Here is a 14,194-nt window from a genome sequence, read left to right as displayed (position 1 = left end):
CTGAATTACGTACAAAAATAGGATGGCCAATTGAAACAAACCATCCTATTTGTATTACCAACTAGCAGTTTCCGTATTTTCTTTCAACCACTTCACCCAGTTCAAGTCCTCTACCTTAAGTAAACTTAAAGAAACACCTTTCATATCTAAAGAAGTTAGAAGGGTACCAACTTTTACGAATGTAATCTGTAATCCTTCTAGCTCACATAAACGGCGAATGTCATTTGCGAAAATGTATTGTTCCATTAATGGAGTGGCGCCGAGTCCATTAATGAGGATGGCGAAGTTGTCGCCTTTTCTCCAGCGATAAATGCTTTTAAGTTTGTTCATTAGTTCAATCGCTAATATTTCAGAAGAGGATAGTGCTTCTTTACGGTAACCTTTTTCGCCGTGAATACCGACGCCGTAAAAGACTTCATCTTCGTTTAATGTGAATGAAGCTTGTCCTTTCACCGGATCGTTGGCAGGTGAAAGGGCGACTCCTAATGTGTGTAAGTTTTCAGTGATAGAACGGCCGAGTGCAGTCAGTTCTTCTAAAGAATGACCTTCAAGAGCGGCCGCACCTAATATTTTTTGAACGAAAACAGTACCAGCGACGCCGCGTCTTCTTTTATTAAAAGAAGCATCATCTTCAATTGAAACGTCGTCATTTACGATGATGTGGTCAATTTGTCTTCCTTCTTCTTTTGCGATTTGCTTTGCCGCTAAAAAGTTCTGAACATCATCTTTAAAGTTTTTAATGATGAATAAAATGCTTTTCTCCTTCGGTATGAGGCGAGTTGCCGCCACAATTTGTTCCACTGTAGGCGGAGTGAAAATACTGCCGTTTACGGCCGCCGTAAGCATTCCTTTTCCTACATAACCAATATCAGCAGGCTCGTGTCCGCTACCACCGCCGCTTATAATCGCGACGTTTTGCTTTAGTTTTTCAATATCTTTTACATAAATGATGTTATTTGTTTCGTCGTAATTTACTTTGTCGTTATGTTCAAAATAAAAGCCATGCATCATATCTTGAACGATATTTTGTACATCATTCATAATCTTTTTCATTGCTTTTGCCCCCCTTTAATTACTTTGCTGATTGCTCCAGTAATAGTAGTAATTGATTGTTTATCATATTTTTCATGAGAGAAGACATAATGGAAGGATTTACTTCGCACTTGCTTTCAATCCAATCTTTTATCGTTCCAACGAAGCCGTGACTATAAAAGGAGGCAATCGTATTTTTTGTCTCATCAGAAAGGCTGAATCCGCAGCTCACGGATAGTTCATCAATAATCTTCATATATAAGTTTTTCGTATGCTCAAATAAATAGTGATTAAACGAGTTTTGTTCAATGACTTTAAAAGCGTTTCGGTAAAATTTTTGATTTTCATAAAAGTAATCCAATAATAAATCGAAAATGTTTTCCCACGTTTCATAGTCGAGAAAGTCGATAATGTTCTCTTTCGTTTCTTCTCTATAAACCCAGCTTAATAGTTCAAATTTATCTTTAAAATGATAATAAAAAGTTTGCCTACGCATTTGACAGTGTAACATGATATCGCTCACTGATATTTTATGAAACGACTCTGTTTCCATTAAATACTTCAATGAGTTCGCAATTATCTTTTTAGAAATTATAGAAGAGGTCATCTGAATCATCCCTAGAATGTTAGTAATATAAAAATCCTATCTATAAATGAGAGCGGTGTCTTTAGACAGATTGTCCATTTTGTCCGTTTACTATAAAACGCTTTCATTTTAACATGGATAGTAAGAAGAAGATTTCAAATATATCACAATATATTAAAGGAATTGAGGGAGAACTACAATGAAAAAGATTATAAACAAACCAGAAACATTAGTAATGGAAATGTGCAACGGAATGGTTATGGCTCATCCAGAGCTTGAGCTTTTGAAAAAATATAAAGTCATTAAGAAGAAAGAAATGAACGAAAATAAAGTAACGTTAATTAGCGGAGGCGGTAGTGGTCATGAGCCGGCACATGCGGGATTAGTCGGAAAAGGAATGTTAGATGCGGCAGTGTGCGGAGATGTGTTTGCTTCGCCTTCACAAATTCAGGTGTACCAAGCGATTAAAGAGACAGCTAGTAAAAAAGGTACGTTATTAATTATTAAAAATTACAGCGGCGATATTATGAATTTCAAAAACGGTGCACATTTAGCGACTGAAGATGGAATCGAAGTCGACTATGTAAAAGTAGACGATGACATTGCGGTAGAAGATAGCCTGTACACAGTAGGACGCCGCGGCGTTGCGGGCGTTATTCTCGTTCATAAAATTGCCGGTGCAGCAGCGGAAGCAGGTATGGATTTAGGAGCGGTGAAAGCAGTAGCCGAAAAAGCAGCTGCTAACGTGCGCACAATCGGTTTAGCGTTAACTTCTTGTACAGTTCCAGCGAGCGGATCACCTACTTTCACACTTGCGGAAGATGAAATGGAATACGGCGTAGGTATTCACGGCGAACCAGGAATTAAACGTGAAAAAATGCTGTCGGCTGATGAATTAGCTAACCGTATGACAAATGATTTAATGAAAGATTTAGGAGTAAAAGACGGCGAGGAAATCGCACTGCTAGTTAACGGTTTTGGCGGAACACCACTGCAAGAACTTTACCTATTTAACAATGCAGTTACGAGAGAATTAGCTGCTAGAAACATTAAAATCAATAGAGTATTCGTCGGCAACTATATGACGAGTATCGACATGGCTGGTATGTCTTTAACAGTGATGAAGCTAGATGACGAGCTAAAAACATTACTATCAAAAGAGTGTAATACACCAGCGTTTAAAGTAGATGGGCCAGTTGAAAGTGTTGAGTATGTAAATGTACTTGAAGAGACAGAAGAGAAGGAAGTTTCATTTGAACTAGAAACAGCGGAAGAGCACGCTGTGATTAAAGAGAATGTCATCACATTAAACAACATGATTTATCTCGTTGATAAAATGAGCGATATTATTATTAAAAATGAAGTACCGTTCTGTGAGCTAGACACGCATGCTGGTGATGGAGACTTCGGAATGAGTGTAGCAAAAGGATTCAAGCAATTAAAACGTGAGTGGCATTCGATTGTAGAACAAGAAAACGTAACGATCGGATCATTCCTTGACGGTTGTTCCATGATTATTATGGAACATTGCGGCGGCGCATCTGGTCCAATTTGGGGCGGTGCATTCCGCGCAGCTAGTAAAGCAGCAGGCGAGAAGCGTGAGTTAACAGTGAAAGAATTTGCTGAAATGTTGCAAGCAGCACTGCAAGGCATACAATCTATCGGTGAAAGATCATTCGGCAGAGGAGCGGTAGTTGGTGATAAAACGCTTGTTGACGCACTTGCTCCATGTGTAGACTCTTGGTTAGCTAGCGCTTCAAGCGAAGAAGACATGAAAACTGCCTTTGAAAAAGGAGCAGAAGCAGCGGTCAAAGGAGCAGAGTACACAAAAGAAATCGTAGCTCGCATGGGCCGTGCCGGCACAGTTGGTGAAAGAAGTTTAGGATATCCTGATGCAGGTGCGCATGCACTTGGAGTTATCTTTACGGAGATTGCGGGTAGTTTGAAATAGGAATGAGAAAGTCCCTTTGCCTTAAGGTGAAGGGGCTTTTATATAGGTAGAAGACTATTTTCGGGCTCTCTGTAAAATATGAATTTGTTACTATTTTTGATAAAATTTTATTTCAAAAATACAACTAATATTTCTCAACATTAATATATTGAAAATAATTAGAATATTTAAGATAATCGTTTGTGAAGAAAGAAATTATAAAAAAAGGGGGAATTTATTTTGTTACGTCGCTTATCTATTTGTACTTTATTAACAGCTTTTATGTTTACTTTATTTACATTTAACAGCTCTGCTTTCGCGGCTACGAATACTACTGAAAATAAAACAGTAGTAGCAGCTTGTGCCAAGGGAGGTACGGTAGGTACATATGGTGCAAAGATGCGCAGTGGTTACACTGTGGGATCACCTGTCTTACATACATTTACTAGTGGTCAGAAAATTACTGGCACATGGGTAACAGGTGAGTATGTTCAAGGGCATTATAGTAATTCTAAACAGTGGTTAAAAGTTACTTATAAAGGGATGACAGGTTATGTATCCCACACAACATTATATAACGTTTGCTCATAAAACTATGTAATATAATAGCTTTTGAGATATTGAACTAATCCCTTATAGGGATTAGTTTTTTTTATCTCTTTGAAAAATATCCATATTTAACTAAGTTAGTGTATAGATAACCATTTTTTCTAAGGATTTATTGGATTAATAGTTTTAATATTAGTTGTTAATTAGTATGGAGAAATTTATCATGCAAGAAGAGTTAGAAATCAAGAATTATAAAAAATTATAGTATCTTCGATATAAAACTTTCTTTGGATTTATAATTATAAGTAAAATCGCAACTATTGAATAAAAAATTGCAGTATACATAATTAATTCAATTAATGGTCCATTTATTATGCCAATAAATAAATTAAAGAAAAAGTGGATGATAATTGGAACAATTAAATTTTGATTTAAATTATAAAATGTTGCCATGATAATTGTAGTAGATATAATTGCAATCATAAAAAATAAAATATATTTAATTAAATTACTGCCTGTAAAACCTGTAGTAAACCATATAGGCAGATGCCACATTCCCCACCAAAAACCAATAATGATTGAGGATTTTAATGGCGAGTATTTTTTCTGGAGCTCCATTAATGCAAAACCCCTCCACCCTAATTCTTCTCCTAGTGGTCCAGATACAATAGTTTTAACAACATAATAAATTAACACGCCCCATGTAGTTCTATTAAAAATAGAGTCTGCTTCACTATTAGTCGAAATGAGAAACAGCATTGTCAAAAATATAATTATTTGAATCATACTGACAGTAAGAACGATAGAGTAATTAAGTTTATTTTTAAATCTATCTTTTACGAATTGAATAAAATTTTGTCCAGGATAAATTCTTTTAAATAGAAACATAAAAGCAAAAGTGGAAGACCAAGCTGATATGCAGAGCATTACATCAAAAATCCAAGTTGGAAAATGTAATAACTTTGTAATTCCTACAAGCAGAAAAAGTGGCCAGAAAATAATGTTGGTTAGTAATATAAAACTTACCACCGGCTTTTTCAGTCTTTTATCTTCAGTCATATACAATTCCACCTTAAGTTAAATTTTTAACATGCAATAATGCACCTATTCAGCGCGTTGAGATGATGCACCGAGTATTCTTTCTATTATATCTATATGTTCTTTCAAAATATTACTTAGTTAATTAATAAAGGGAAGTTTCAACTAATTGTTCACATAAAATTCATTCTTGGAAGTAAAGTTCTAAAAGTAATTTATCCATAGTGATATTAAAATTACTACTAACAGGGGGAGCACCACATCGCTATCATGCTAACAAAAATAAACTACACAAAATTAATTTTTTTGCTTCATATGTTAAAGAATATGGAGCAAAAACCAGAAAATGAAAAGATTTATACAGAACTAGAGGTATATATAGTTTTATACATTTACATAGTTTTTTAATTTTAAACAGTAAACTAATTCTGGATGGTGTCCTTCTTCAATCTCTCCTGTTGGCCTAAAACCCACTTTTTCATAAATCCGCTTTGCGCGTTCATTATCGTGAATAACCGATAAGAATATTTCTTCACATTTGTACGTCTGAACCATACTATCTATTACTGCTTTTAAAACAGGAATCCCATACCCTAACCCTTGATATTGATGGCCAAGCATCATACTAATTAACTCATATTGCTTCGTTTCATTTCTAAACCCATACGAAGCAAAACCTATTAAAACATCATTATCATATATAGCTTTCGGAGTAAACCCAAACGTTTGGCAAGCTGCAAGAAAGAAAGCATTTGAACCAACCCATCTTTCATATATTTGAATGTGTTTTTCTTGAAGTTTATCTGATTTTAAATTAATAATTTCAAAGAAATTTTCTTCTGTTACATCTATTAATTTTAGATTCATCTTTTCCCCTCTTTCCATTTTTTACATTATCTATTCTAATTCTTTATCGTATTTCTTATTCCTTTATCTTCTTAATCAATAACTCATTAGTATTCTACATACTAATTGCATGAATTAAGAGGTTTCGTGCACTACTTCTTGGAAGTTGATCATGTAGCGCTCTATTTCGTAATTCACTATGCTTTCCAAAGAAAATAATGAAAGGAAAGGCGATGAATACATTTGCAAAATGACAAAACTGTAAGAATACAAGAATGTTTGTAAGAAAGTTCGATGTTTTCCTTTTTCTTTTTTTATTATAGTGAAAAAGAAGAAAGAAATATTCTCTTATGTAGGAAAGGAAGATAATAATGATTGATTTATTAAATAAATGGATGTTAGAAAGTACAGGGAATTTCAATATTGTTGTAGGACTTACAGCACTTCTATTTTTGGGTTCAGTAATTGCACTTATTATTATTTACAAAAAAATTGGTAAACCAGATGAAGGAACAAATGCTATTTATTTAAAAATTACTTCTCGTATGTTTATTACTCAAATTCTAATGAATGCCATATTTATTTCTTTAGTTGGTAAAGATATCGAGAATTTCCGTCAAATCTTTATATTATTTGAAGCTTTTGTATTCTTTATTGGAGCTATTTATTCGTTTAAATTATATAGACAGGAATACAAATAGTTCACTTATAAGAAACAATAAAAAATGTAAAATTTTCCTTTTTAGTTTACTGTATATTCTATACATATGAGGTTAATATAACGTCTCATTATCGGTAGCAAGAAAAAGGCGAATTCCAAATTTCAAAAGGAATTCGCCTTTTTCTTTTTCTATAACCCTATCCATCTCTTTATACATTCCTATCATGGCGGTACCCCATTTATAGGTTATGAGAAAGGGTATTTTTTGCACTATTATCTATTCTTGGATATTATTAATAATATCTATATGAACTTATGTTTTTATTAAAAAAGTTTGGCGGTGTGTAAAATGATGAAAGGGATTAAAAATATTGAAACGAAAGAACCGATAAACATGTTTCTATTTATTCCCTGTAGTACTCTTTTGTTTGATAATATTTATCAACATTTTATTCTTGGAAAGGATTTTACACTAGAGAAGCTTTTATTTGAACTCGTATTTTTATTTATTTTCATTTCATTTTTTTTATGTAATAAGTGTTTACAAAAAATGAATAAACAAATGTTTACAAAATATATTTTTCTTGGTGTTAGTATTATTTATCTTTTGGCATATGATCTTATGTTTATACGTGATCCAGGTTCGTCTTTACATATCCCATATTTAGAGTGCTTCCTAGTAATTTCTGCACCTTTATTTTTAAGTATTCATTATCTTCTAACGGTATCTATTTGTATGGTATGTAGATTTTTAATTGCTATTTATTATTTTGAAATTAATTATTCAATATCATTAATATTATTGTTTCTAATCATTTTTGTTACGTCATTTTTTGTATTTCTTTCATTAAAATTTTTAGTACAAAAAATTAAAGCATCCTATGAAAAACAAATGAAAGAAACAGCTTTATCGATAATGAGGATAATGGAATTAAAGGATCAATATACGAAAGGACATAGTGAACGTGTAGCCAATTATGCTACGATTCTTGCTAAAGAAACAAATGAATATGATGATAATTTTTTAAAACAATTTCATTTTATTTGTTTATTACATGATATAGGAAAAATAGGTATTCCGGATGAGGTTTTAAAGAAAGCATCTTCTCTTACAGAAGAAGAGTATAATCTTATTAAGACACACCCACAATTAGGATTAGAAGTTTTTAAAAATATATCTTTAATAAAAGGTAGCGAAGATATAATTCTTTCTCATCATGAAAGATGGGATGGAAAGGGCTATCCTCAAAAACTAAAAGGAAATCAAATACCATTATGCGCAAGAATTGTTGCAATAGCAGATGCTTTTGATGCGATGACTTCTTCAAGAGCGTATCGTTCGGCTCTATCTCCTGAAGAAGCGTATAGACGTATTATAGAAGGATCTGGTACACAATTTGATCCTTCCATGGTAGAGATTTTCAAAAAGGTATTTCCTTTGTGGGAAAAAATGGTCCCCAATTCTTTTCGTTAAAAACACATGTCTGAAATCGATTCTTATTTCAGGTATGATGAATACGAAAAATGAAAAAACAAATTCAATCGTGATAAAAATTTGGAACTAGATAATGAATAAGGCATATAAAGAAGAGGTACCCATATAGGTACCTTTTCTAATAGTTTTTTAGCAGAAACAACTGCATCCGATAATGATTAATAGAATAAATAATACAACTAATAAAGCAAATCCTCCAGCGAAAGCAAAGAAGTTAGGTGGGGGATCAACTGCCCATAAAAGTCCGATTGGTTCAACTAATAATCAGTGGAGGATAAAGAACTCCCCACTGATTAAGGTTTCACTTTATTATGCATTGTTACATACTTCTCTAAATTCCTCTATTTTTCATTTGATAAAATAAAATCCTAATATTACCAAAAATTAAATAAATATTTCTACATATTCAAGATATTTACATAAATTACAAAAGTGATACATTTAAGTTGTAAGCTATAAAAACTATTAAAGGGGGATTTATTATGTTTAAGAAATTAGTAGTAGGGCTATTGGCAACTGGTATTGCATTAACAGGAGGAATTGGAGCGGCTTCAGCTGATACGCAAAAAGCTGTGAGTTCTCCGAAGCAAGCAGCATGCTCAATTCCTTATGAGTATTCTAATGGTAAATTTAAAAGAACTCTTTATTACTCAAATGGAGTATATGCTAATAGTTTTAATGAAAATGTTTGTGGCGGGACGATTACATGGTATTTAAAGCATGTTCAAAATGGAGTTGCTTTTTACGAAGGTAATTTAAAATAGTAGAGTTTTTGAACCTCATGTATTGAGGTTCTTTTATTTTTGATTTTTAAACTGATTCTCTATAAAAAAGCTAGGATTTCTCTTAGCAAAAGAGTTATATGTCATACAGAAAGACAATTGTATGCAAACTGGATATTTTCAATTTTATTATATAACGTTTATTGAGGGATAAATTGAATTATAGCAATCTTTACGTAAGCTTTATGTGATATTAAAGTTTTTGGGAGAGGTTGAAGTAGAATTTTGTACAAATAAGTAGGAAGTATGGAGATAATATTATAAATAAAGGGCTCAATTCTCAAAAGGGAGAGAGTTGAGCCTGAAGAGGTAATTACTAAGCTCTCGGGTTGATGAAAACTAGTAATTAAATAAAATCGCCCTAGGTTTAAGGGGTCTAGGGTTTCACGTTTTGGTATATCTCACACGACATTATAAAAAGAATAGAACGTACTGAAGATAACACATGAATGTTTCATAAATGTATCAAAAAAATGAACAAATTGTGTTTGAAATAAAAAAGGTCCTTACTATTATGTAAGAACTCCATAAACAAAGAAAAAAGTCGTATGTGCCTCTATATTAGAATCGAAATAACATTTTTAATATTCAATTATATATAGTTTTCTATATAACTTAACGTGATGAAGTTAAATAAAAATGTTATTTTAATATAAAACGAAATTGAAAGTTAGCAAGCAATACTTAAATAAGTAAAAGCGGCAAATCCATAAACTAATAAGCTACTAGTAGCAAGGAATTTTATAATTTCATTTGTAGAAATAATAGTTAAACATATTGCTATAGATGCACCTATAAAGAATTGGTACTTCGTATGTATATTTGTAAGATTAATTATTACAAGTACAGTTAAGAAAAGTGAAATGAAGTTCAAATATCTTTTCATTGTCATATTTCCTTTCAATATTTAATCTGTATTTATTATACCGGATTGTACCAGTAATAACATACTTTGTAATAGATCGTAATAGAAATCTCATTTTGCCATAAATAAAAAGGCGGTTGTTTCCGCAACCACCTTTCAGCAAAATAAAGCACTTTTTCAGAAATAAAATATGGATAATTCCTGAAAATGTTATAGGATATAATCCCATTTTTATAATTCAAGTGACGAGCTTAATTTATAAGAAAGGAATGACTACATTATATGAAAACTTGTCTAACAAGGTTACAAATAAAAGAGCAGCTAGCAAAGGCTAACTGCTCAATACAAGGAGATACAGAGAAAACTAAATGGGTTTTGGCATACAGCCTATCAACATTATGGACATAATATTGAGTTTTATTCGAAGGAATTCATGTTTTATAAATTAGATTATAATAATAGATAATTTAATAAATGATACGATTGGTTTAGGGTTAGTAAGGCAATACATCGCTCCACAGAAATTAGAAATGGCTGTAGCTTGTATAATGAAATAAGTGATGATATGGCACGAAAGCAAACGCGAGAGTCTCTTAGTATTGTACTAGATAAAACGATAAATACGTTTATAAAAATGAGGAATAAAAGAAAGGACCCCCTGGAGTTCGGGTCCTTTTAGAAGTGATGATGTTTTCTCGGCTTGGGAAACTGAGAAAATACAAAAATATAATACATTGAGATTTAGAGAATTTCAATACTAAATTAGAGATTATCATGAGGGAGTTATAACGAGTTACTATTTATATATTCACAAATAAAACAACATAATATCACCATGAATCCCTATAACAATATGAATTTTTGCATATTTCAAAACCTAATATATCCCTCAAAAAATTTTAATAGTATAATATGTTTTGTCATATTCTTTTAGATTTTTCGACAAAAAATAACATAAATAGAAACGATATTGGGAGAAGGAATTATGTACACAAAACTACTAAAATCAATTACATCATTATCACTTATTGGTGGTGCTTTACTATATACAAATGGTAGTGATGTAAGAGCAGCTGAGGCAAGTATTTTTTCTGATGTGCCTACGTCGCATTGGTCGTATCCGGCGATTAAAGATTTATCGAGTAAAAATATTATTTCTGGTTATGGAAATGGGAAGTTTGGTTTCGGTGATGTTGCAACGAGAGAGCAAGTTGCAGCTTTAATTTATCGTGCGTTGTTACCGAATAAGCAAGGTGGTACGTTTAGTAATGATGGTGCTCGTTACGTATTACAAGATGGATCTACTTTAAACAATCCGTATCGAGATATTCGCTCAGGATCCACATTGTTTCCAGAAGAGGTTTTAACGTTAACGAAATTAGGGATTTTTAACGGGGATGGAAACGGAGGTTTTAGACCGAAAGATTCTGTTAGCCGTGCAGAAATGGCGCAAATTATTAAAAATGCTTTTCAAGTTTCGGCTAAGCAAAAGCATACATTTAATGATGTTCCGAATGGTTTTTGGGCAGAAGGGGCAATTAGTGCGGTGCAGTCAAACGGGATTGCATCTGGTACAGGCGAAGGGAAATTTGAACCTGCTAAAACGGTAACGCGTGAACAATATGCACAGTTTTTATATAATGCTTTGCAGTATAAAAAGCCTGCGGTTGCGGTGCAAAATACAGGAGATGCAGCACTATTAGCAGCATTCAAAGATGAAGTGCAGAAGCGTATTAATGCGTACGAAACGAATATTACACTTCCATATAAAACGACAAATAGTAATACAAAAGAAGTGATGAATACACTTTTTAACGCCTATAAAGAAGTGGCAAGTAAAAATGAGTATACAAATAATAATAGATCGAATGTTTCATATGGACTTTCTGGATCACCTGGAAATTATACGTTTACGCTAAAAATTACATATCGTGAAACGAAAGAACAAACAGAATATGTAATGAAGCAAGCGAAGGCAATTGTTTCTTCTATTATACAAGTTGGGATGGATGATCACGAAAAAGTGAAAGCGATTCATGATTATGTCGTAAAACATGTTTCTTATGATACGTCTTATAAAGCTTACACAGCATATGAAGCACTCGTAAATCGTTCTGCGGTTTGCCAAGGTTACGCACTATTAACTTATCAATTATTAAAAGAAGCAGGAATTGAGAATCATTTTGTAGTAGGAACTGGAGACGGTCAGCCTCATGCTTGGAACTTAGTGAAAATCGAAAACAAATGGTATCACCTTGATACAACATTCGATGATCCTGTGCCAGATGAACAAGGCCGCGTAACATATTCTTATTTCAACTTATCAGATGAGCAAATCGCAAGAAATCATGAGTGGAACCGCGGGGACTATCCGCAAGCTACAACAAATTATTATAGTACATTAACAAATAAAATTGCTGCAGGTGGTACGAAAATCCCTGCCTATCAGCAAATATTAAAAGATACAAAGTTAAACTATTTAGGAAATGAATACATCGCAAATAACTATAACGAATTAAAAAATAAAATGCAGCAACGTTATAACGAAAAGTCACCAAAGATCGAAATCCTTTATAAACAATCAATGAATGGCGCATTGCAAGATGTGAAAAAAGCAATTGGAGAAATCGGTTATCCGCAAGGAGCAAACCGTGTTTCTTATAAAGCGGAGCCGTATAATGCGAAAGAAGGATATTCTTTAGTGACGATTACATTTATGTAAAAAAACAACCTAGATCCTATGGGATCTAGGTTGTTTTTTTATAACTTAATTTAACATATCATTTTATTTATATGTTACACCGTTCAAAAAATATGCTTTATAGAGCGTGCCCTGTGCCTATTAACTTAAAAATTTTAAATTACCCCAAAACGAAAAAATGAACTTTTTTATTGTAAGTTAGGATACAATCTCGTTCTGGGGTAGTTGTATTTTCTTAGCTTGATAGGCGATGAGAGTCCAATACATATTATTAAAATTAAGATAATTCAAGCCGGAGAAAGGCACCATAGGGTGTTTTTTATTATCCTTCGACAAAACATGACAATATACAAACGAATTGTTTGCTACTATGAGATGAGAAATCTTACATTCTAAAAAATCTATTTAAAATAACCAATACAGATAGGCGTGAAAAAATGAAACGAAAGTTACTTACGGCGTTAACATGCAGTACATTGCTTATGGGAATGGCTGCTTGTAGCTCAAATGAGAAGGCTGCAACTGAATCAAAACCTAAACAAGAAGAAAAGGTTCAGGAAAAATTGAAAGTTCAAACCATTCAAAAGCAACAAAAAGATAGTTATGTAGTAAGTGAAGATGAATTATCTAAAGCGGCACAGTCGATTGGTGAAATCCAAAACGAGCAAACGATAAATGATATGATGATACATATGTCTTTACAAAAACTCACATTCAATGGAAATAATCTTCATGTTTCTGGTACTCGTGATGTAGGGCGGTTTCAAATGATAAAAGAAAACATTCAATACTTAAAAAACAACTTAAATGTTATCAATAATGATGAAAGACCCAAATATGAATCTATTCTGAACAAATGGTACGATGGAAATTTCGAATCTGCAGTTGAAGACTTTAGGGAAATTCATTATTTACGTTCTGGAACAAAGCAAAGTATGGAAGGATCTAAACTAGCTAAAAAAACTGTTAGTGATGAAAAAGAATTTATTCTCCATTTCTTTGGTCAAGAAGGATTAGATATTCATAATAAAGAATGGAAACATGGAGAGTTATAAAAATAACACTGAATTTCACTCCACTAGGAAGTACAATGTTTTTACTCTGCAATACGGTATTTCCTTCGGAGATAGTATCACATTGGCTTAGTGCATAATTTTACTCATGCCCTCTTCTATATCATTTTTAAAAATATAGATTTTAATTGTAAATAAGGAATCTAAATTTTATTTAATACCATTTTTTACGTGATAAATGAATGGTGAAATTTTCTTATGCGCAGTTCCACTAGGAGATTGCTTATAATGAGATTTAATAAATACACAGTCATGCTTATGTTTCTAACCATTGGCTCAAATGCCGCATTATCTATGTGGCTCAAGCAAGGACTTTTAGGTGTTTATCACGGCTATTGTTCTCTTGTTAATCGCTGCATGGACTACAAAGGATCTCATACAGACGGTCAGCATAAATAAATTATTGTATTTCTCAATAAACAAAAACAACTTAACATGGTAAAATAATAGTTGGATGGGAGTCCAATACATATTATTAAAATTAAGATGGTTCAAGTCGGAGGAAGGCACTTTAGGGTGTCTTTTCTTTTTTCTAAAAGAGAGTTTTGCTTTCAAGAAGATACATTTTTAATGGATTACTGCCATGAGTATATAGATAAAGTCCATCAAAACATGTATGTTCATGAATATGTAAAA

At 32.6% G+C, this 14,194-nt stretch carries 13 protein-coding genes and 1 pseudogene; 8 read left to right on the top strand and 6 right to left on the bottom strand.

The genetic code is table 11. The features are described 5' to 3' along the window. Positions 1 to 54 precede the first annotated feature (54 nt). A complete protein-coding gene (gene dhaQ, locus PDQ40_RS23225; protein WP_270691652.1) occupies positions 55 to 1,053 on the bottom strand; it encodes a DhaKLM operon coactivator DhaQ in 999 nt (332 codons plus the stop codon). Between the two features lie 19 nt (positions 1,054 to 1,072). Beyond that, on the bottom strand, positions 1,073 to 1,639 hold the full coding sequence (gene dhaS, locus PDQ40_RS23220; RefSeq protein ID WP_270691651.1) for a dihydroxyacetone kinase transcriptional activator DhaS: 567 nt from the start codon (positions 1,637 to 1,639) through the stop codon (positions 1,073 to 1,075). Positions 1,640 to 1,817: 178 nt separating this feature from the next. Between dhaS and dhaK the strand changes: the two genes are divergently transcribed. Both dhaK and PDQ40_RS23210 read left to right on the top strand, forming a co-directional pair. Next, positions 1,818 to 3,569: a dihydroxyacetone kinase subunit DhaK gene (gene dhaK / locus PDQ40_RS23215; RefSeq protein WP_000720725.1), complete on the top strand. Its 1,752-nt coding sequence runs from the start codon at positions 1,818 to 1,820 to the stop codon at positions 3,567 to 3,569. A 219-nt stretch (positions 3,570 to 3,788) separates the two neighbouring features. Continuing rightward, positions 3,789 to 4,139 (top strand): SH3 domain-containing protein, encoded by a 351-nt coding sequence (locus tag PDQ40_RS23210; RefSeq protein WP_000946189.1) that lies wholly within the window; start codon positions 3,789 to 3,791, stop codon positions 4,137 to 4,139. 207 nt (positions 4,140 to 4,346) lie between these two features. Here the strand turns inward: PDQ40_RS23210 and PDQ40_RS23205 are convergent, their stop codons facing one another. Together PDQ40_RS23205 and PDQ40_RS23200 are read right to left on the bottom strand one after the other, a co-directional pair. Then, positions 4,347 to 5,156, bottom strand: a complete 810-nt coding sequence (locus PDQ40_RS23205) for a CPBP family intramembrane glutamic endopeptidase (protein WP_270691650.1) — start codon at positions 5,154 to 5,156, stop codon at positions 4,347 to 4,349. A 363-nt stretch (positions 5,157 to 5,519) separates the two neighbouring features. Beyond that, entirely contained in the window at positions 5,520 to 6,002 is a 483-nt protein-coding gene (locus PDQ40_RS23200) for a GNAT family N-acetyltransferase (protein WP_001049724.1), read from the bottom strand. 350 nt (positions 6,003 to 6,352) lie between these two features. Here PDQ40_RS23200 and PDQ40_RS23195 point away from each other — a divergent pair, with 350 nt between their 5' ends. Both PDQ40_RS23195 and PDQ40_RS23190 read left to right on the top strand, forming a co-directional pair. Further along, positions 6,353 to 6,682, top strand: coding sequence for a hypothetical protein (locus tag PDQ40_RS23195; protein WP_000566279.1), 330 nt, complete (start codon positions 6,353 to 6,355; stop codon positions 6,680 to 6,682). 309 nt (positions 6,683 to 6,991) lie between these two features. Further along, positions 6,992 to 8,116, top strand: a complete 1,125-nt coding sequence (locus PDQ40_RS23190) for an HD-GYP domain-containing protein (protein WP_000975382.1) — start codon at positions 6,992 to 6,994, stop codon at positions 8,114 to 8,116. Positions 8,117 to 8,266: 150 nt separating this feature from the next. On the opposite strand, the pseudogene PDQ40_RS23185 reads toward PDQ40_RS23190, so the two are convergent. Beyond that, positions 8,267 to 8,341: pseudogene (locus tag PDQ40_RS23185) on the bottom strand (YjcZ family sporulation protein); the annotation flags it as partial. Between the two features lie 278 nt (positions 8,342 to 8,619). Between PDQ40_RS23185 and PDQ40_RS23180 the strand changes: the two are divergent. After that, positions 8,620 to 8,901 carry an LCI fold-containing protein gene (locus tag PDQ40_RS23180; RefSeq protein ID WP_000473834.1) on the top strand — a complete coding sequence of 94 codons (282 nt, stop codon included), beginning with the start codon at positions 8,620 to 8,622 and terminating at the stop codon, positions 8,899 to 8,901. 688 nt (positions 8,902 to 9,589) lie between these two features. Here PDQ40_RS23180 and PDQ40_RS28145 read toward each other — a convergent pair. Then, a complete protein-coding gene (locus PDQ40_RS28145; protein ID WP_000833256.1) occupies positions 9,590 to 9,805 on the bottom strand; it encodes a hypothetical protein in 216 nt (71 codons plus the stop codon). Between the two features lie 964 nt (positions 9,806 to 10,769). Here PDQ40_RS28145 and PDQ40_RS23170 point away from each other — a divergent pair. The 3 genes from PDQ40_RS23170 to PDQ40_RS23160 all read left to right on the top strand — a co-directional run bounded on the left by PDQ40_RS23170 (position 10,770) and on the right by PDQ40_RS23160 (position 13,957). Next, positions 10,770 to 12,506: an S-layer homology domain-containing protein gene (locus PDQ40_RS23170; RefSeq protein ID WP_270691649.1), complete on the top strand. Its 1,737-nt coding sequence runs from the start codon at positions 10,770 to 10,772 to the stop codon at positions 12,504 to 12,506. Positions 12,507 to 12,922: 416 nt separating this feature from the next. Next, positions 12,923 to 13,540 carry a DUF6241 domain-containing protein gene (locus PDQ40_RS23165; protein WP_000823726.1) on the top strand — a complete coding sequence of 206 codons (618 nt, stop codon included), beginning with the start codon at positions 12,923 to 12,925 and terminating at the stop codon, positions 13,538 to 13,540. Positions 13,541 to 13,777: 237 nt separating this feature from the next. Next, a complete protein-coding gene (locus tag PDQ40_RS23160; protein ID WP_270691648.1) occupies positions 13,778 to 13,957 on the top strand; it encodes a hypothetical protein in 180 nt (59 codons plus the stop codon). Positions 13,958 to 14,194: the final 237 nt, after the last annotated feature.

Origin of the sequence: Bacillus cereus group sp. Bc061 (assembly GCF_027715825.1) — a bacterium.
Classification (GTDB): Bacteria; Bacillota; Bacilli; order Bacillales; family Bacillaceae_G; genus Bacillus_A; species Bacillus_A paranthracis.
The sequence above is the reverse complement of the archived record's forward strand: the minus strand, read 5'-3'. Positions and strand labels throughout refer to the sequence as shown.

Bases quoted from the DNA above. Each gene is read 5' to 3' on its own strand.
- dhaQ (WP_270691652.1), bottom strand. From the start codon at position 1,053: ATGAAAAAGATTATGAATGATGTACAAAATATCGTTCAAGATATGATG.
- dhaS (WP_270691651.1), bottom strand. From the start codon at position 1,639: ATGACCTCTTCTATAATTTCTAAAAAGATAATTGCGAACTCATTGAAG.
- dhaK (WP_000720725.1), top strand. From the start codon at position 1,818: ATGAAAAAGATTATAAACAAACCAGAAACATTAGTAATGGAAATGTGC.
- PDQ40_RS23205 (WP_270691650.1), bottom strand. From the start codon at position 5,156: ATGACTGAAGATAAAAGACTGAAAAAGCCGGTGGTAAGTTTTATATTA.
- PDQ40_RS23200 (WP_001049724.1), bottom strand. From the start codon at position 6,002: ATGAATCTAAAATTAATAGATGTAACAGAAGAAAATTTCTTTGAAATT.
- PDQ40_RS23195 (WP_000566279.1), top strand. From the start codon at position 6,353: ATGATTGATTTATTAAATAAATGGATGTTAGAAAGTACAGGGAATTTC.
- PDQ40_RS23190 (WP_000975382.1), top strand. From the start codon at position 6,992: ATGATGAAAGGGATTAAAAATATTGAAACGAAAGAACCGATAAACATG.
- PDQ40_RS23180 (WP_000473834.1), top strand. From the start codon at position 8,620: ATGTTTAAGAAATTAGTAGTAGGGCTATTGGCAACTGGTATTGCATTA.
- PDQ40_RS28145 (WP_000833256.1), bottom strand. From the start codon at position 9,805: ATGAAAAGATATTTGAACTTCATTTCACTTTTCTTAACTGTACTTGTA.
- PDQ40_RS23170 (WP_270691649.1), top strand. From the start codon at position 10,770: ATGTACACAAAACTACTAAAATCAATTACATCATTATCACTTATTGGT.
- PDQ40_RS23165 (WP_000823726.1), top strand. From the start codon at position 12,923: ATGAAACGAAAGTTACTTACGGCGTTAACATGCAGTACATTGCTTATG.